The sequence below is a fragment of the Marinococcus sp. LNSP9103-4 genome (assembly GCF_056034345.1).
Window position 1 is genome coordinate 60,057 of sequence record NZ_JBQLIA010000001.1, and the last position, 18,531, is coordinate 78,587.

At 53.1% G+C, this 18,531-nt stretch carries 19 protein-coding genes; 5 read left to right on the top strand and 14 right to left on the bottom strand.

Features of this window, described 5'->3' with window-relative positions; translation table 11 throughout:
• Positions 1-22: 22 nt before the first annotated feature.
• From flgL to ACTRXG_RS00365, 10 genes are all read right to left on the bottom strand, one after another.
• A complete protein-coding gene (gene flgL, locus ACTRXG_RS00320) occupies positions 23-922 on the bottom strand; it encodes a flagellar hook-associated protein FlgL (RefSeq protein WP_474283462.1) in 900 nt (299 codons plus the stop codon).
• 18 nt (positions 923-940) lie between these two features.
• Positions 941-2,542: a flagellar hook-associated protein FlgK gene (flgK, locus tag ACTRXG_RS00325; RefSeq protein ID WP_474283464.1), complete on the bottom strand. Its 1,602-nt coding sequence runs from the start codon at positions 2,540-2,542 to the stop codon at positions 941-943.
• 33 nt (positions 2,543-2,575) lie between these two features.
• Complete coding sequence (locus tag ACTRXG_RS00330) at positions 2,576-3,061, bottom strand: flagellar protein FlgN (RefSeq protein WP_474283466.1); 486 nt, start codon at positions 3,059-3,061, stop codon at positions 2,576-2,578.
• Between the two features lie 48 nt (positions 3,062-3,109).
• Positions 3,110-3,376, bottom strand: coding sequence for a flagellar biosynthesis anti-sigma factor FlgM (flgM, locus tag ACTRXG_RS00335; RefSeq protein ID WP_474283468.1), 267 nt, complete (start codon positions 3,374-3,376; stop codon positions 3,110-3,112).
• A 133-nt stretch (positions 3,377-3,509) separates the two neighbouring features.
• Entirely contained in the window at positions 3,510-3,914 is a 405-nt protein-coding gene (locus ACTRXG_RS00340) for a TIGR03826 family flagellar region protein (RefSeq protein ID WP_474283470.1), read from the bottom strand.
• A gap of 58 nt (positions 3,915-3,972) precedes the next feature.
• Complete coding sequence (locus ACTRXG_RS00345; RefSeq protein WP_474283472.1) at positions 3,973-4,689, bottom strand: phosphoribosyltransferase family protein; 717 nt, start codon at positions 4,687-4,689, stop codon at positions 3,973-3,975.
• Positions 4,682-6,142: an ATP-dependent helicase ComFA gene (locus ACTRXG_RS00350; protein ID WP_474283474.1), complete on the bottom strand. Its 1,461-nt coding sequence runs from the start codon at positions 6,140-6,142 to the stop codon at positions 4,682-4,684. The genes ACTRXG_RS00345 and ACTRXG_RS00350 overlap by 8 nt, the downstream gene beginning before the upstream one ends.
• A gap of 61 nt (positions 6,143-6,203) precedes the next feature.
• Positions 6,204-7,061, bottom strand: coding sequence for a DegV family protein (locus ACTRXG_RS00355; protein ID WP_474283476.1), 858 nt, complete (start codon positions 7,059-7,061; stop codon positions 6,204-6,206).
• 132 nt (positions 7,062-7,193) lie between these two features.
• Complete coding sequence (locus ACTRXG_RS00360; RefSeq protein ID WP_462866373.1) at positions 7,194-7,910, bottom strand: response regulator; 717 nt, start codon at positions 7,908-7,910, stop codon at positions 7,194-7,196.
• 59 nt (positions 7,911-7,969) lie between these two features.
• Positions 7,970-9,103, bottom strand: a complete 1,134-nt coding sequence (locus tag ACTRXG_RS00365) for a sensor histidine kinase (protein ID WP_474283767.1) — start codon at positions 9,101-9,103, stop codon at positions 7,970-7,972.
• Positions 9,104-9,333: 230 nt separating this feature from the next.
• On the opposite strand from ACTRXG_RS00365, the gene ACTRXG_RS00370 reads away from it, so the two are divergent.
• Positions 9,334-9,972 (top strand): YigZ family protein, encoded by a 639-nt coding sequence (locus ACTRXG_RS00370; protein WP_474283478.1) that lies wholly within the window; start codon positions 9,334-9,336, stop codon positions 9,970-9,972.
• A gap of 245 nt (positions 9,973-10,217) precedes the next feature.
• Entirely contained in the window at positions 10,218-11,537 is a 1,320-nt protein-coding gene (locus tag ACTRXG_RS00375) for an LCP family protein (protein ID WP_474283480.1), read from the top strand.
• Between the two features lie 67 nt (positions 11,538-11,604).
• Here the strand turns inward: ACTRXG_RS00375 and ACTRXG_RS00380 are convergent, their stop codons facing one another.
• The 3 genes from ACTRXG_RS00380 to ACTRXG_RS00390 form a co-directional block, all read right to left on the bottom strand.
• The gene (locus ACTRXG_RS00380) at positions 11,605-12,906 is read right to left on the bottom strand and encodes a UDP-glucose dehydrogenase family protein (protein WP_474283482.1); all 1,302 of its coding nucleotides are present in this window, start codon (positions 12,904-12,906) and stop codon (positions 11,605-11,607) included.
• Positions 12,907-13,041: 135 nt separating this feature from the next.
• Positions 13,042-13,920: a ribokinase gene (rbsK, locus tag ACTRXG_RS00385; protein WP_474283484.1), complete on the bottom strand. Its 879-nt coding sequence runs from the start codon at positions 13,918-13,920 to the stop codon at positions 13,042-13,044.
• Between the two features lie 7 nt (positions 13,921-13,927).
• On the bottom strand, positions 13,928-15,043 hold the full coding sequence (locus ACTRXG_RS00390; protein ID WP_474283486.1) for a CAP domain-containing protein: 1,116 nt from the start codon (positions 15,041-15,043) through the stop codon (positions 13,928-13,930).
• A 220-nt stretch (positions 15,044-15,263) separates the two neighbouring features.
• Between ACTRXG_RS00390 and ACTRXG_RS00395 the strand changes: the two genes are divergently transcribed.
• Positions 15,264-16,199 carry an accessory Sec system S-layer assembly protein gene (locus tag ACTRXG_RS00395; protein ID WP_474283488.1) on the top strand — a complete coding sequence of 312 codons (936 nt, stop codon included), beginning with the start codon at positions 15,264-15,266 and terminating at the stop codon, positions 16,197-16,199.
• A gap of 80 nt (positions 16,200-16,279) precedes the next feature.
• Here the strand turns inward: ACTRXG_RS00395 and galU are convergent, their stop codons facing one another.
• Positions 16,280-17,167, bottom strand: coding sequence for a UTP--glucose-1-phosphate uridylyltransferase GalU (gene galU, locus ACTRXG_RS00400; protein ID WP_474261110.1), 888 nt, complete (start codon positions 17,165-17,167; stop codon positions 16,280-16,282).
• A gap of 345 nt (positions 17,168-17,512) precedes the next feature.
• On the opposite strand from galU, the gene ACTRXG_RS00405 reads away from it, so the two are divergent.
• On the top strand, positions 17,513-18,079 hold the full coding sequence (locus ACTRXG_RS00405; RefSeq protein ID WP_474261109.1) for a transposase: 567 nt from the start codon (positions 17,513-17,515) through the stop codon (positions 18,077-18,079).
• A gap of 18 nt (positions 18,080-18,097) precedes the next feature.
• Positions 18,098-18,484: a single-stranded DNA-binding protein gene (locus ACTRXG_RS00410; protein WP_474283490.1), complete on the top strand. Its 387-nt coding sequence runs from the start codon at positions 18,098-18,100 to the stop codon at positions 18,482-18,484.
• Positions 18,485-18,531 lie beyond the last annotated feature (47 nt).

Genomic DNA, 18,531 nt, shown 5'->3' on the forward strand with positions numbered 1-18,531 from the left:
TTTTCCCACATTTTATAAAATTTTATCTTAAAAAGTCCATAAGCGTCGTCTGCATGATCCGTCCGGCCGAAGCGAGAGCTGCCTGGTGCACGGTCTGCTGGTTCGTTAAATTGGTAATGACTTTTTCCAAATCGGCGTCTTCGTTGTTGGACATGATTTTGTTGGAAATGACCTTTTGATCGGCAAGCCGGCTTTCAATCATTTCAATCCGGTTCGAGCGCGCGCCGAGTTCGGCCCGCTCATTCACGATGGTGTTCATCTGCTTATCGAGCGTACCCAGATATTCCTGCAAATCCTCACCGGTCGTATCTGGATTTTCCAGATCGGCCTGCAGCTGTTCGAGTTCGGCAAACAACTGCTCGTTAAATACCCCGCCCGGCGTGGAGCTCACCTCGATGTTAATGCCCTTCATGAGCTCCATCTCCACCGCATCGCCGTGGCCGGTAAAGCTGTTCACCGTTACGCCGTTTTCGGTCGCATTCGTGTCAATCGGCGGATTCGTCGTATTGGAGCCGTTAAAAATGTATTTGTCGCCGACCTTCGTGTTGGCGGAGCTGATCAGCTGTTCCTTCAGCTCGCTGATTTCTTTGGCGATATTGCCGCGCTGTTCGCCTTCATACGTGTCGTTCGACGCCTGGGTAACGAGCTCGCGCACCCGCTGCATTACCTGGGTCGCTTCCCCGAGAGCGGCGTCACTCGAATCAAGCCAGTTGTGCGCTTCACCGACGTTCCGTTCAAACTGCTCCACCTCCCCGACCTGGGAGCGGTAACGCATCCCGTTCATGGCAACGACCGGGTCCTGGGAGGCACGGGTGATTTTCTTACCTGTGGACAGCTGGTCCTGCAGGTTCATCATCTGATCGTAGCTCTGGCTGATATGGCCGTTGGACCGCTGGGTCATCATCTGCTGGGTGACTCGCATACTCGTTTTCCTCCTTTTTTAACGGCCGACCAGACCCATGTTGTTGATAATACGGTCGAGCATCTCGTCAAATGTCGTCACGCTCCGGGACGCCGCGTTATAGGCGTGCTGAAACTGGATCATGTTGGCCATTTCCTCATCCATGCTGACCCCGCTCACCGACATGCGGCGCTCATCGGCGCTTGAGGTCAGCGACTGGGTAATGTTTGTTTTCTGGTTCGCTTCGCTGGCGTCAACAGCCATCTGGCCAATCACGCCCTGATAAAAGCGCTGCACGCTGGTCGAGTTTTCATTTCCTGCACCAAAGTTTAAATCCGCATCCTTCACGTTGGCCAGGTTCAGCGCATTGCTGCCGTTGCCCGCGTAGCCGGTGCCGTTTTCCGAGGCGGAGGCTGCGGCGATATTGTTCAGGTCCGCTTTTACATCGCCACTGACGCGCAGCGCACTCGCTGCTCCATTCGCTTCGAGAACATTCTCGTCAAATGTGAAAAAGTCTATGCCCGCGCCCTTCGTGCCTGCTTCCACGTCGTTCATCGTCCAACCTTCCCGGTGGACATCGTTCAGCGCGTTCGCGAAGGTCGTAACCATCGTATCGATGTTATCCAGCATGTCCGGATACAGGCCTTCCACCTCCCCGGAAACATCGTTTCTGTAGCCGTATGCCTCATGCAGCCCCTGCATGCTGCCGCTCGACTTCATAAACGCATTGGCACTCGCAGACGGATTATCGATATTCGTTCCCGCCTTGCCATTCGCCCACTCGAAGCCTGCTGTTTCCACGTGCCCGTTCCGGCCGGTGGATTTTTCCACGCTCACCTCCTGGTACGCAAGCGCATTGCCGTCTACGAGCTTCTGCAGCCGGTCCCCGGTGTCGCTCGTCATGAAAATATCGACGGTCCCCTCAGCGTTGCTGTTGGCCTTGCCGCCGCTCGGATTGCGCTTCACTTCCACAGTCGTCATCGACGAAAGCTCGTCAATCAGCCGGTCGCGTTCGTCATACAGATCGTTTGGCACCTTGCCGTGCGGCTCTACGCCGGCGATCTGTTCGTTCACACTGCTAATCTGGCTGAGAAGCGAATTAAACTGGCCGGTTTCGTTATCAATCTGGGCGTCCAGGTCGGTTTTGTTTGCCTGCAGCGAGTTGGATATGTAGGAAAAGGTGTCGACCATCGCCTCCCCGCGCTGGCGGACAACCGAGCGTGCGCCGGAATCTTCCGGATTGGACGAGAGATCCTGCAGCGACTTCCAGAATTCGTCCATCGCGTTGGCGACGCCTTCATCAGTCGGCTCGTTCATCAGATCCTCCATGCGGGAGAGGTTTTCGTTTTTCGTTTCCCAGTAGCCGAGCTTGGCATTTTCGCCCCGGTACTGCACGTCAAGGTACTGGTCGCGGATGCGCGCCACCGTGTTGGAGTCCACGCCGGTCCCCATCTGGCCCGGGGTGCTCGGCTGATTCATGCCGGCCTTCGAAAAAGCATCACTCTGCTGCAGGTCGACCCGCTGACGTGTGAACCCCGGCGTATTGGCATTGGCAATGTTATGTCCTGTCGTCTGCAGCGCGTGCTGCTGGGCAGTGAGTGCCCGTTTCGCTGTTTCAAGCCCCATGAATGTCGAAGTCATGCGTGTTCCTCCTCGTTTCTATGTACCTGCTGCTTATGCCCGTGAATCAAAAACCGAGTATTCCCGCTTTGAGCGCTGCGGCGTCTGTCCCTGCCGGCCGTACTGGACCGATTCCTGCGGCTGCATAGCACTCAGCATCACCTGCGTGTATTTCATTGCATCCTCAAGCATGGCGCGGTTCAGCTCCTCCTGGTTCTGCAGGGCGGCCATTACCTGAATCAGCTCGTACTGCAGCGCTTCGAGCTGCGTGCGTTCCTCAACTTCTGCAAGCGGCTTTAAGGCGTCAATGGATACAGATTCCTCAGGGCTCGCGCCAGCAAGCGCTGCGGCCTGCTGGTGGCGCTCACGCTCGATGCGGGTAATGCGCTGCATCTGCCGGCGTTCGTCGCGGACAAGCTGCTGCAGGGATTCTGCGTTACCATTTTTTAGCATCTGCGTCTTCTGTCCGGACATGCCGAGCAGCACCCGGTGCTCTTCGATCAGTGCGTTCAGCTGTTCTATTACTATCTGTACGCTCATGCGGTCGCTCCTTTATGTATATGTATCAGCAGGCCAGAAATAGGCCTGCTACTGATTATTCCAGTAATCCTGCATTTTCTTTGCCGTCTCTTGCGGCCGCACCTCGTACGTACCGTTTTCAATCTGGGCCTTCAGCTGTTCAACCTTTTCCTCCCGGGCCGGGTCAATAGCCTCTGACTGCTGCAGCTGTTTGGCTGCGCTCGAAATTTCGACGGAGTCTTTCTTACCCCCCTGCTCGCCCTGCGGCGGCTTCTGCTGCTGGGCGGCCTGGCTGCGGTATATGGCATTAGCGGAATGCGCGGAATGAATTTTCATCTGTTAAGTCCCTCCCATCCGGACGTTACGCTCCGGCTGATTTGTTACTCTTTATATCGGCCAGATTGTCGTCGTTTTCCTTGGTACTTAAGACTTAAATTTTAACATATATACATGCTTTTTGACTCATTCATTATTCCCACGCCCGGTACGTCGCCCGTGTGTCTTTAATTTTTTTGGCCTCCCACTGTCTCTGCTTCGCCTCCGCCTCCAGGCCTGAGGAAATACGGCCGCTGCACGTGCGGCAGAGCCGGTGCTCACGGATCGGTTCGCCGCACCCCTCGCACGGATAGCTGAAGTTCGGCAGATGCGCCAAATTCAGACGCCCTTCGCGGATGTAGCGGAAAATATCTTCCTCGCTGACTCCGGTGGCCTCAGTGACCTCAAGAATCGTCGACTGGCGATGCCTGCTTTTTCTTACGTGCGTGTATACTTTTTGGAACCGTTCTTCCTCCACCCGGTGGCATTCCGGGCAGACCGAACGAAGCGCCTGCACAAACAAATTGCCGCATGACGGACAGTTTTTTAATTCACCCATGGTTCGTTTCTCCTTTGACTCATTGTTGCTTTTTATATCGGCACAACCAACCCGGAGTTTAAGCACGGATTAACGTAAGCGATGCCGTCGAAGCAGCTCCTGCTGCTTCAAGCACGCCTGCCGCTTCGCGAACCGTCGCTCCGGTTGTATAAATATCATCAATGATCAGAACGTTTCGGCCAATAATTTTTTCAGGAGCAGGCACGGTAAATCCGCGCACGGTTTCCAGTCGTTTCTGTTTCGTCTGCTTGCTTTGCTTTTCGCCATCTCCCGTCCCCCGTTCGAGTGCTGAAACGTATGGAATTTTAAGACCGGCAGCAAGCACCTCCGCCTGATTAAAACGTCGCTCCTGCAGCCGCTCTGTAGCAAGCGGAACCGGAACCGGCATAAAACCCCGAAAATGCTTCCGGTACGCGCGGCGAAGGTCGTCATAAAACGCAGCGGCCATCACCGCGTCCCCGCGGAATTTCCACCGGGTTGTCCACGCTTTCATCCAATCATCGTAATGAAACAGCGAAACGTTTTTCACCCATCTCTCAGCATTTCCCCGCCGGCGCCACCCGGTGCAGTCGGAACACAGATCCCCATTTCCGTGCACCGAGCACTCCGGACACACCGCCCCGGTAATTACAGGCAGCTGCCCGGAGCAGGTGTCACACAGCTGCGCCTGTTTCCACGCAAACAGATTATTGTACGTCCACGACATCTGCAGCCGCTCCCGGCAGGAAAGACAGCAGCCTCGTGTAAAGGATAAAAGTGGGCCATCATCATTCATTGGGCGCCGCCTCCTCCCGGTTCATCGCTTCAATATGATGAATCGTCTGCTGGATCGCTTTCGTACGGCCGTAATGGAAGAAAACGACATCGCCCTCCGGCCTTTCCGGGTTCCGTCCGGCTCGGCCGGCGATCTGCACAAGAGCGCTTTCGGTGAAAATATCATCATCGGCACCCAGCACTGCCACGTCCGCCTTTGGAATCGTGACGCCGCGCTCCAATATCGTCGTTGTTACTAGAATATCGAGATGCCCTTCCCGGAAAGCAGTAATTTTTTCCTCACGCTTTTCATCCTCGGCGTGCACTCCGTCGCAGCGGAAGCCTTCTGTCCGGAGGGCTTCCACCGCCGGCCGTATAACCGCCACCGATGGAACAAATATAAAGAGCGGGAAAGCCCCGTCCCGCCTCCGGCACCACTGTACCAGCGCATGCGGCAGACGCCCGCGGGAAAGCTTCAGTCTCCAGTTTCCAGCCCACCGGCACACAGGCACCGGAAGCGGCTGCCCGTGAAACCGGCGCGGCACCCGCACATATGCGAGACTTCCGCTTTTCATCCGCCGCTGTTCGTTCTTTCCGGGGGTCGCGCTTAAATACACTACTGCCGCCTGTGGGCGGCATGCTGCCCGTACAGCCATTTGGAGGCCCGGGTCAAACACGTAGGGAAACGCATCCACCTCGTCGATTATCGCCAAATCAAAGGCGTGCTTAAACCGGCGCGTCTGGTGGGCCGTTGCGAGCACAAGACGCGCCCCCGGACGGGCATCGGAACTGCCGGCATACCAGGCTGCAGCCAGCACATCTGGAAACACGCCGGAAAGTCTCGGATACAGCTCGCGCACGACGTCTGTCCGCGGCGTCGCCCACAGCACCCGTTCACCCCGGGCAAGTGACTCAGCCACTACCTGAAACATCATTTCAGTTTTGCCCGCGCCGCACACCGCCCAAATGTACAGCTCCTGCTTCCGCCTTCCGGCTTCAACAGCAGCAAGGGACGCCTGTTGCTGTCCGGAAGACAGCCGCCCGTTCCATGCCAGCGGATCAGAAAATACCGGGGCCGCTTCGGCTCCCGTCCAGTAGTAAAGCGGCGTACAGGCCGACACCCGCCCCATTTCGAGACATTCCCGGCAGTAGACGCACCGCTTGCGGCCGCAGGCACATGCATGGGCACCGAACAGGCCAGGGGTTTGATTGCTGCAGCGCAGGCATCGCCAAAAAGAGCTCTGCTGCGTGATGCCGGGCACCTTCTGCAGCCTTCCTGTCTGCACGTAGGTCTCAATGATTTGTTGATCGTACGGCAGCTCCTGGGCGAGAAGCGCCCGACCGCTGCAGTGGGCCTGCATCTGTTCGTGTTCAGGTAAGGATAAAGCAGAGGATTCAGAAACGGAAGAAGGAATGGAAGGAAAAGTTGGCTCCGGCCGTCTGCTGCCGGTAAACCAGGTAGATAGTATATTCATAGGAGGTGGTTCCTTTCGTTGGAGGGGTATAAGAGGAGGCGGCCTAGAGGGGCCGCCGGAATTACTTGGAGAGGGTTTCAGGACGATACCAGGCGAGCCCGATGGCATTTTCACCAAGATGCGTGCCAATCACCGGCCCAAGGTGTTCGAGAACGACCCGGGACTCCGGCGAAGCTTCCTGCAGCTGCCGTCGGAAGGCTTCCCCGGCCTCTTCGGCGTTTGCATGGAGGACGCTTGCTTCAAGCGGGCCTTTGGTCGCTTCCTCCAAAAAGAGGGACTGAATACGGGCGAGCGCTTTTTTGGATGTGCGCACTTTTTCATACGGCACAATCTTTTTGTCGGTAAATTCGAGGACCGGCTTGATGCGCAGCATACTGCCAACCATTGCCTGCGCCCCGCTCAGCCGGCCGCCCCGCTGCAGGTGACGCAGATCTTCGACAATAAAATAGGCCCGCATCGTTTCTTTGATTTTATCAAGCTCGGTAAAAATGTCCGCTACCTTGTATCCTTCAGAAGCCATCCGGGCGGCAGTCAAAACATAATAGCCCTGGGCCCGGGCACTGATCTCCGAGTCGTAGCAGTGCACGCGAACGGTGTCTTCAAGGTCTGCAGCAACAGCCACTGCTGTCTGGTGCGTCCCGCTGATCCCGCTGCTTAAATGAATGGAAATAATGTCATCGGCCTCCCGGGCGAGCTCCCGGTAAAGGTCCTCCATTTTTCCCGGCGACGGCTGGGATGTGGTCGGAAGCGTTTCCGAATTTCTCATCGTCTGAAAATACGTTGCAGCGTCCCACTCCGTCTCCGGCATCGTTTCTTCATTTACCACCACATTGAGCGGAATTTCGTGAATGTTCCACTGCTTAAGTTCTTCAGGGCTCAGGTACGAGGTGCTGTCAGTAACTACGGCGATATTTGGCAAACAGGCCCTCTCCTTTCGTTCTGTCTATAATATGCATGTATGAGTTCGTTTTCATTTTACGGACTTCCCGCCGGAAGTCAATGCCAAAGCGCAAAAAAGGCTGCCGATATTCCACCGGCAGCCTTTGCTTATTTAGCGGACTTTCACCCAGCCCTTTTTGATGGATTCGACAACCGCCTGCGTACGGTCGTTCACATTCATTTTCTGCAGGATATTACTCACGTGGTTTTTCACCGTTTTTTCACTAATATAGAGCGACTCACCGATCATCCGGTTGCTGTAGCCATCCGTCATCAGCTGAAGCACTTCGCACTCGCGGCGTGTCAGAATGTGGAGCGGCTTACGGTACTCCACCTCTTTGTAGCCGATTTCGGTATCGTCTGCGCCGTGATCGTCACCTTCATGGGCAAGCCGGCGATATTCGTTAATCAGATTCTGCGTTACCTTCGGGTGAATGTAGGCGCCGCCGGAGCCGACCACCTTCACCGCTTCAATCAGGGCGTCGGCATCCATTTCCTTCAGCAGGTAGCCGGAAGCTCCTGTTTTCAATACGTGCGTCACGTACGACTCATCGTCGTGAATGCTCAGAATAAGCACCTTTAAATCCGGGTGGCGTTCGATCAGCGTCTTGGTCGCTTCAACGCCGTTAACACCCGGCATGTTGATATCCATCAGCACAACGTCCGGATGATAATCGTTGACAAGAGCAAACGCTTCTTCTCCGTCACTGCCTTCTGCAACAATCTCAAAGTTTTCTTCCATATCCAGAATGCGTTTAACGCCTTCGCGGAAAAGCTGATGGTCATCAATTAACAGCAATTTGATTTTTTCATCGATACGTTCTTGCATACGTTCTCATCCTTTCTTCGCTTCACTTATCTTTTGGTTATTTAATGCAGTCTTTTGTTTTAATGAACCGGTACAAACACTTTCACTCTCGTGCCCTGGCCGACCACGGAATCAATCGTCAGCTCCCCGCCCAGCGCGTTCACACGTTCTCTCATGCCGAGAAGGCCGAACGATTTGTCCCGTTCCTTTTGTACGTCGAACCCTTTGCCGTCATCCTTGATTAAAATCGTAATGCTCGTCGGCCGCTGTTCGAGCTGTACCCTGAGAAGGTCCGGCTTTGCGTGCTTGTAGGCATTCTGGGCTGCCTCCTGGACAATGCGGAACAGTCCGATCTCAAGGTTCGGGGCGACTCTTGCTTCTTTCCCCTTCGTGGTAAACTCTGTCACCATGCCCGTATTGTCTTCAAGGTGGCGCAGATACTTCTGCAGCGTCGGCACGAGACCAAGGTCATCAATCGCCATCGGGCGCAGGTCATAAATGATCCTGCGTACTTCCCCGAGGCTCGAGCGGATCAGCACACGCAGCTCCCGGAACTCCTGGATGGCTTCCTCCGCGCTTTTTTCACGGGAGATTTTCTCTACAAGCTCCGAGCGGAGAAGTACGTGTGCGAGCGTCTGCGCCGGGCCGTCGTGAATTTCACGAGCCACCCGCTTGCGCTCGTCCTCCTGCGCTTCAATGATCTGCAGGCCGAACTCATGCTTTTCCCGGGCATTTTCGACAAACTCCCCGACGTCCTGAAGATCGCCGGCAAGAAAGTTATACACAATGCCTACCTGGGAAACAAGCGTTTCAGCCCGTTCAATGGTTTCATCCAGTTGAATCAGGCGGCGTTCGATATTGTCCCTGCGGTCGCGGAGGCGTTTTTCCTCCTGGCGCACCACAGCGAGATTTACCTGCGATTCGTTGGCTTTTTCATACACCTTCTGCACTTCTTCATCACTGAACTGCCGAAACCGTTTGCTTACCTCTGCTAACTGATTTCTTGCGACCCTGGCTTCAACCTCGAGCTGATCGGAGCGTTCAATCGTTCCCGAAATGTGTTCCTGTATTTCCTTCAACTCTTCCTGGAGTGAGTGAAGTTCTTTTCTGGAGGTTTCACTGATCTCAAAAATTTCTTCTTTGCTTTTCTCTACTGTCTGAAGCATTTGGTCAATAATTTGATCTAAGTCTGCTGCATTTCGCAAGGCTACCATCACCCTCTATACTTGCCTGCGAATTTTCAATACCGTTTGGAACGGTTCATGAATAGTTTAGCATATTCGTTTGGACCTATTCCGCTATGTAATGAAAAATCACAAATTTACATATTTACCTCTAATTTTGTTTCATTTTCGCCCGTTTCCTGTTATATACTGGCCAAAATGTTGCAACCATTACAATCATATTATACGGTAATAACATTACCTAGGAGGAATGTTACCGTATGCTTACTTCATATCGTACCATTAAACAGAGCGGACATCATGAATTTACCATAAATAAATCACGCTTTATTACCCATATTACCCGCGCAGAGGACGAAGTAACCGCTCATTCATTCATAGAGCAGATAAAAAAAGAGCACTGGAACGCCGCCCACAACTGTTCGGCGTATTTGATCGGCGAGCAGGACCATATTCAAAAAGCCAATGATGACGGTGAGCCGAACGGCACTGCCGGAGTACCAATGCTCGAGGTGCTGAAAAAACGGGAGCTGAAAGATACCGCCGTCGTTGTCACCCGCTACTTCGGCGGAATAAAGCTCGGCGCTGGCGGACTCATCCGTGCCTACGGCTCATCGGTTTCCGAGGCGCTGAATCACATCGGCATCGTGCGCCGTACGCTGATGCAGGAGCTCATTGTCTCTGCCGACTACAGCCTGCTCGGCAAGCTGGAATATGAAGCCCGGAAGTCCTCCTATATTCTTGATTCGATTGACTACGAAGAGCAGGTGAAGCTTCATCTTTATACCCCGGCCGAAGAAACGGAAGCGTGCCGGGAGTGGCTTGTGAACATAAGCAGCGGCCAGTCCGGGATAGATGAAGGGAAGCAGGCCTTCGTGGAAACCGACGAACCCTCGTAGCCTTTCATTTATTTCCCCGGTAATACGAAGCGGCCGCTGGCAAATACGTTCCCGGCCCAGAAATAGTTTTCGTACCGGGTGTTTATTTTGTTTACTATCGTTTCTGCCTCGGATACAATGAAAGAATATAATATTTTTCAAAATGCTCCCATTTCAGCTGATTTTTATATAATAGCGTATTTGCAGACGCTTTCTGCCGTTTTCTGTACTAAGATCATTATACAATCTAAAGGAGAAGTGCCGACATGCCAAGCTCAACGTCTCAACGGAGAAATCTTCGTAAAAGAAGAAAGAAATCCTTCATCTGGAAAACCACAGCCATCGTGGCATTACTTTTTCTTCTGCTTGCCGGAGGAGCTTCTGCCTACTTTCTCCAGCAGTTGAACAGCGTGTCCGCTGATACAGAGGAAAAGCTCGAACGCGGCGAAAAATCGGATCTCCGGGACCAGGCCGTTGATCCATCAGAGGACAGCTTCTCGGTTTTATTCCTTGGAGTGGATGACCGTGAAAATGGATCCATGGATGGACGCTCTGACGCAATGGTCGTCGGTACATTCAACAAGGACTCCAAAAAAGTAAAGCTTGTGAGTATTCCAAGAGATTCGCTCGTAAATATTGAAGGAAACGGCGAAGACAAAATCGCACATGCCAATGCATACGGCGGCACCGACCTGGCCGTCCAGTCCGTAGAAAATACACTGAACATCCCAATCGACTATTATGTAAAATCAGATTTCGCTGCTTTTACCGACATTATTAACGACCTTAACGGCGTCGACGTCGACGTGCCATTTGATTTCACGGAGGAAGGAACAGAGTTTGAAGAAGGTCCGGCAACGCTTAACGGCGAAGAAGCGCTGAAATACGTGCGGATGAGAAAAGAAGACCCGCGGGGCGATCTTGGGCGCGGCGAACGTCAGCAGGAAGTGCTTGAAAGCCTGATCAAAAAAGCCGGCTCCATCGAATCTATCGATAACTACGATGATGTATTTGACAGCGTCAGTGAAAATGTCAGCACCAACTTCACATTCGGCAACATGATCGCTCTGCAGCAGTACGCCGATTCGTTAAACGAAATTGACTCCAGCCAGCTGCGGGGGTCAGATACAACGATCAATGGCATTTATTACTACCAGCTGGACCCGGAGGAAACGCTCGAAACGTCCAACAACCTGCGCAAGCAGCTCGACCTTCCGGCTTCTGAAGAACCGCTGGCACTCCCCGGCACGCAGGTGAACAATGAAGCACCTGCTGTTGAAGAAACTCCGGCTGAGGAACCCGATGAGGAGCCTGCGGCTGAAGAAGAGGCACCGGCTGAGGAGTCCTACGAAGAACCTGCTGCAGAGGAGGAAGTGCCTGCAGAGGAAGAATCGTATGAAGAAGCTCCAGCGACAGAGGAACAAGCTCCGGTGGAAGAATCCTATGAAGAGCCGGCAACAGAAGAAGAGGCGCCGGCTGAGGAGTCCTACGAAGAGCCTGCTACGGAAGAAGAAGTACCGGCTGAAGAGGAGTCATACGAAGAAGCGCCAGCCGAAGAGGAAAGCTACGAGGAACCAACACCTTAAACCACAAGTTTTTCAGCATAAAAAAAAGCCCGGAAGGAGAAGATGCTCCTTCCGGGCTTTTCTATAACTATTTCCGGCCGATGCCGTGATAAATAAAGCCGGCTTCTTTAAATTCCCTGGCTTCAAATGCATTTCTGCCGTCAATCATGACCGGCTTGTTCATAATGCTTTTTAATTTCTCCGGCGTGACCTGAAGGCATTCATCCCACTCTGTCACAAGCATCGCCGCATCTGCGCCTTCGCAGGCATCCAGCGCGCTTTCTGCGAAATAAATGTCTCCCTCGAGCAGCTGCTTGGCATTGTCCTCTGCTACCGGGTCAAAGGCACGCACCTTCACACCGTATTCCTGGAGCGAACGGATGATTTTCAGCGACGGGGCTTCCCGCATATCGTCTGTGTTCGGCTTGAACGCCAGTCCGAGAAGCGCCACCGTAATATTGCGAATGTCTTCGTTAAAAATCACATTCAGGTGATCCACCATGCGCAGGCTCTGCTTTTCGTTCACGTCATTGACGGCCTGCAGCAGCTGCGGATAGTAGCCTTTGACCTCTGCCAGGTGCTTGATCGCTTTGACGTCCTTCGGGAAGCAGGAGCCGCCGTAGCCGATCCCCGCGTTCAAAAACTTCGGACCGATCCGGTTGTCCATCCCCATTCCGCGTGTAACCGCATTGATATCTGCACCGTAGTAATCGCAGATGTTTGCCACTTCGTTCACAAAAGAGATCTTCGTGGCAAGAAAGGCATTGGAGGCGTATTTGATCATTTCGGAGCTGCGCGGATCTGTCACGACGATGTTGTCTGTAAGCGGCTGGTGCAGCTCAGTTAAAATGCCCGCTGCTTTGTCGGAATTTGTGCCGATAATGACACGGTCAGGATTGAATGTGTCCTTCACAGCTGATCCTTCCCGGAGAAATTCCGGCACCGAGCATACTTCGATCTGCGCATCCGGATTTTTGTCTGCAATCAGTCTGCGCACTCGGTCTGCAGTTCCTACCGGTACCGTCGATTTATTCACCACGACACGGAATTTATCATCATCCACCGCTTCCCCGATTTCGTCCGCCACGCCGTACACGTAGGACATGTTCGCAGCCCCTGTTTCCGACTCAGGCGTGCCGACAGCAATAACCACCACGTCTGATGCCTGTACGGCAGGCTTCAGTTCTGTTGTAAACTGCAGGCGTCCGGCTGCCCGGTTTGAGTCCACCAGTTCTTTAAGACCCGGTTCATAAATCGGGATCTCCCCATTGTTCAGCCGGTCCACCTTCTCCGGAATTTTATCCACACAGATTACGTCATTGCCAAGTTCTGCAAAGCTTGTGCCTGATACAAGGCCCACATAGCCGGTACCTACTACTGTTAGCTTCATACATCTTCCCAACCTTTAATTTATGTATTTTCGTTCTTTTATACGCATGAATGACCGCTTATTGTTTAAGCGTTATTGCCAAATTTTATTGTATCATATTTTGCCATTTATTCTACATTCACTTCTGCATACATATTAAAGGTCCCGGTCTTCGACCTGCGAACGCACCGGCATGCCGGTCTGGGCTCCTTCCTTTTCGACAGAAAGCGCTGAGGCGGCATTGGCAAACCGGCAGGCCTCTTCAAGCGGCATCCCTTCTGCCACTGCTGTCGCAAACGCTCCATTAAAGGTGTCACCTGCCCCTGTGGTGTCCCGCACGTCCGCCGTCCGCACTGGAATGACGGCCTCGCGGCCATCTGCCCGGATAATCGATGCTCCCGCCGCTCCCTTCGTGATCACTACATTTTCACGGCGGCCGGGAATCGCCGGGTACGCCTCCCGCAGTTGTTCAAACTCCTGCTCGTTTGGTGTCAGATAGGAGGCTTTACCCCAATACGCCGGGGACAGCGGCTGCATGGGCGCCGGGTTTAAAATAACCGGCGTCTGCTCCTCCTCAGCGGTTTGAAGCACCTTCTCCACCGCCGGCGCTGGAATTTCAAGCTGTACGAGCACTGCGTCTGCCTCTCTCAGAAGCGACCGGCTTTCTTCAATATCATCAGGGCTGACCGTGGCGTTCGCCCCCGGGGTCACAATAATGCAGTTGTCTCCTTCAGATACAATAATTACAGCCACACCGCTCGCAAGGTCTGGACGCGTGCGGACATGGTCTGTATTGATGCCTTCTGCGTGTAAATGCTCCAAATATTCTGTGCCGAAAGCATCGCTTCCAACCGCTCCGACCATTGATACCCGGGCACCGAGGCGGGCAGCGGCCACTGCCTGATTGGCCCCTTTCCCGCCAAAATATGTATGAAAGCCTTCCCCGAGGATCGTTTCTCCCCGGGAAGGCATACGTTCCGCTGTGGTAACCAGATCCATGTTAATGCTTCCAACAACCACTATATTTGCCGGCATTCATCTATCACTCCCTGCTTGGACTAACAAAATTCTGCGTATAAAACGGACGGTTTTCGTCGTCGAATGCCACGCCGACACCAAGACCATCGTAATTGCCAAGCATCGCTTCGCGGTGCCCTTCATACGAATTCATCCATCCGGCCGTGGCATACAGCGGCGCCCGCTGCCCGGAGGCGATATTTTCGGCAGCCTGGACGTAGCGGATGCCGTCACTTTCGAGGCGGTCAAACGGCGACTGGCCTTCCGGATTCACGTGATCGAAAAACTGATTTTCAGCCATGTTTTCACTGTGCGCCCTTGCAACAGCTGCCACCGGCTCATTGTAGGCGAGCGTATCCCGGCCGAGCTGCACACGCTGCGCATTGGTTAAATGCCATACAAGCCGTTCATACGACTCCCGTACTTCTTCGGACTCTTCGGTATAGAACGACGAGTTTCTTTCCACCTCTTTATCCACCAGCAGCAGAGCATTCACCCTGTTTTCTTCATGGACATCATAGAAAAAGGTCGCAAAGCCTTCCTCCACTTCGTAGAGGCCCTGCTGCTGTTCATCCGTTTCCGTGCGGATGTTTCCGCGGGTTACCGTCTCCATCGATTCACCGTACGTATCCTGAATCACATTGCGCCCGGTGCCCCAGCCGTTTCCTTCACTGTCCTGCCACGTCTGCTGGTTGGAATAAAGTGCCACTACACGTCCGTCCTCAATCCCGTACTGGGCGTACTGTTCATAATCATCGTCGTAATAAATATGCCAGTCGAACGAATAGCTGCCGGCCTGCACGTCCTTCGCTTCCCCGCGTGCCGTTTCCACTTCTTCAAGACTGTCTCCAAGACTCACGCCTGCAACCTCCCAGTCCCCTGTTCCTTCAGGCACTTCCGTTTCTACAGTGCCAGCTTCTGGAGCGCCTCCGCTCGTTTCATCCGCCTGCAGGTTTTCCCCGAGCAGATTGGATAAAAACAGGGCCATTCGTTCGCCCTGCGTCTCCGTTCCTTCGTATGTCGTGCCGCCTGCTTCCTCGAGACGGTCTTTAACCCCGCTCCAGGGAGAATCCGCCGGGCTGTAAACTACGACCGCTGCCAACAGAGCCAACAACACCGCCGTACCAACCAGACTCTTCATGTGCATAACTCCTCTATTTGCTCATTTATTGTTTGTTTTACTCGTATATTTTAATTGTACAGGAAAAAGGCCTGTGGGAATATTAACTTGCATTTGGATATTCCCCTTAAAAGTCCTTCGGCAGAATGATATACTATAAGGACGTACAGACTATCTTTAACGCCGGTGCATGTATATAACAAACTTTATAACTATGACATTTATAAAAGGGTGAAAAAGTATGGCTTTATTCGGTAAAAAAAAGCAATCGTCCCAGGGTGACGCTGTTAAACCAGAAGAACTGGCAGACCAAACCCCGGCGGATGAGGAAACCATAGACGAAGCACATGATGACAGCGGACGGACCGTAGAAACGACTCTCAGCCTGCATCCGGACGCCGAAATTCCGGAAGAGGATGAATACTACCTGCGCTTTTTAAACGGGGAAGCACCCCGGCTAAAGCCGGGGCAGGTGGCTCTATCGGGCATAAGCGCACAGCGGGATGAAAACGGACTGATGCTTGTCACCGCCTTTATCCGCAACGGGGCAGAAAAAGCCATCCGTTTGAAGCAGTCCACGGTGCTTCTGATGAGTAATGACAACCAGGTAATCGCGAAAAAGAAAGTGGATTTAAGCGGTGTCGGCGATATCCCGCCAAGAAGCGCCCGGCCGTGGAACTTTTATTTCGCGCCTAAGGAACAGCTTCAGCGGGAACTTCCTAAAGACGGATGGAAAATCGGCTTTCACGTGGAAAAACCAAAGCGCGAGCACCATCTTGACCTTGCCGACAGCTGGAAAAGTGCGCTCAGCGACCAGCAGGTGGACAAGCTGAAGGACATGATCCGTGACATGAAGCCGCCGCGTCCCGGTGAGGTCAACTTCATGGGGATGCGCGCCGTGCAGTCGGAAAACGGTGACCTGCATGTAACGCTTCTCATCCGCAACGGGGGCAACAACGAGCTAAAGCTCGACAACGTGCCGCTGCAGGTGGAGGATGCGCACGAAGAGGTCATTGCCCGGGGCGGATTTAAGCTCGACGATTTTGCCGTGCAGCCGTTCTCAAGCCGGCCATGGACGTTTGTTTTTCCGCACCGTCTTCTGAAAAAAGAGGAAATTGATCTTTCCAAATGGAGAGCATATCCGATTAAAAAGAAACAGAATGAAGACAACGCGTAACGAAGGAGCCCAAACCGGGCTCTTTTTTTACGCAAAAAAAGCCGCCGTGGCAGTTGCCCGGCGGCTATTCTCTACAATGACTACTTTTTATCCGTTTCGGTTTGCAGAATATTGTTCTGCAGGTAATCCTCAAGCGGCTCACGCAGATCTTCCCGGTCGAGCGCAAAGTCGATCGTCGCTTTAACAAAGCCGAACTTATCGCCAACATCGTAGCGCACACCGTCAAATTCATACGCCAGCACGTCCTGGCTTTCATTCAGCTTCGTAATGGCATCCGTCAGCTGGATCTCATTGCCGGATCCTGGCGGCAGCGTTTCGAGAATGTCGAAGATTTCCGGTGTCAGAACGTAGCGTCCCATTACCGCATAGTTGGACGGAGCATCTGCAAGATCCGGCTTTTCCTTTAAGCCCTGGACTTTATGCACGCCGGCTTCTTCCTCGCTTTTCGGATCAATGATGCCGTATTTGGAAACGTCCTGGTCCGGCACCTGCTGGACGCCGACAACCGAGCTCTGGTATTTATCAAACACGTCTGTCAGCTGCTTCATGCACGGCTCGTCCGAATGCACAATATCATCCCCGAGAAGTACAGCAAACGGCTCGTCTCCGATAAAACGGTGGGCGCACCAGATGGCATGGCCGAGGCCCTTCGGCTCTTTCTGGCGGATGTAGTGAATATTTGCCATATTGGAGATCTGCTGGACCTCCTCGAGCTGCTTCGTTTTGTTTTTCTTTTCAAGCGTCTGCTCGAGCTCGTAGGAAACGTCGAAGTGGTCCTCGATCGCGCGTTTGCCGCGGCCGCTTACAATAATAATGTCTTCAATGCCGGCAGCAATCGCTTCTTCTACTATGTATTGAATAGTGGGTTTGTCCACGATCGGAAGCATTTCCTTCGGCTGCGCCTTTGTCGCCGGAAGAAAACGCGTTCCAAGCCCTGCGGCCGGGATAATAGCTTTACGTACTTTCATCTTTTTTCCTCCTTGATAACTGTGCTGCGTGCCCTGCACGCATGTTAAATATAAGACAAATTAAGCTGTATTCAACATACCATATCGAACGGGAAATACAAATACATGGGATAAAATCATACTGCTTGAATTTTCCAAAAGCAGGGCAGGGCTCCCAAAGTGTTGTCACATTCTGCTTCTTCCTTTTGTTGGAATATATGGTATAGTAGTTATATTCTAACACGAAAGGAGGCGCAACCGCGTTTTTTTCTGCTCCCAAGGTCCTGTCTGCGGCCTTATTTTCACCAACCCCCTCCTCTTGGTGAAATACTCCCTACAAATTTTTAACGAAAGAGGTGTATGCCCGTGCCCCGGGAAGAACGCCTTTGGTTTCCTGGCACCGTCTATTACATTACTGCAGCTGGGGCTTCCAACCGCACTTTATTTCCCGACGAAAAAGACTATAAACAATACGTATACTTATTAGCCAAAGTAATCAATACCACGAAGCTCGATCTTCACGCCTACTGTTTGCTTCCGGACAGCATTCATCTGCTGGCCGAATCCACGTACGTCTCCATCTCCACAATTATGCGGGAGCTGCATGCGTCCTATGCCATGCACTACCGGCGCCATTATGACACCGGAGGCCCCGTTTTTCAGTCTCGTTACCATTCCGAACTTCTCCCTGATGAAACCTCCTTTTTTGAACAGAGCCGCCGGATACACCTGCTTCCTTCTGAGAAGCTGGATCATCCCTACCCCGGATCATACCGGTGGTGCAGCGCACGGGACTACCTTGCGCCCCAGCCCGAGTATGCCCCGAGGCATCCCTTTTTATCCCTCGAACGCACTCTTGCCTTTTTTCCTTCTCCAAGACATGAATACTTTCACCAATTTTTATACCACACGTCTGTAACCCAGACCCACTAACTATTCAGGAGTGATTACATGTTTAACCAGGTGACGCTTGTCGGCAGATTCACCCGCGATCCCGAATTAACCTATACGAAGGACAGGACCCCGGTATGCAACTTCACCCTTGCTGTTCAGCGGTCCTTTCGCAACCAGGAAGGGGAATACGACGCCGATTTCGTGCCTGTTACCGTATGGCGGCGCCAGGCGGAAACGACGTGCGAATACTGCCACAAAGGCGCTATGGTCGGTGTGAAAGGAAGAATTAATACACGTCTGTACGACAACAAGGACAATAAACGCGTGCAGGTGGTTGAAGTAAACGCTGAAGACGTGCGGTTTTTAAAGCTGCAGTCAGGCGCTTCTGACGCACCGCCGGAAGGCATCGGCTTAAGCACTGAGCCTTTTCCCGCCGGTATGTAGCAGTTCTCCCCTTGCTTTATCCCCCGCGTTACCCCCTCTTTCATAAA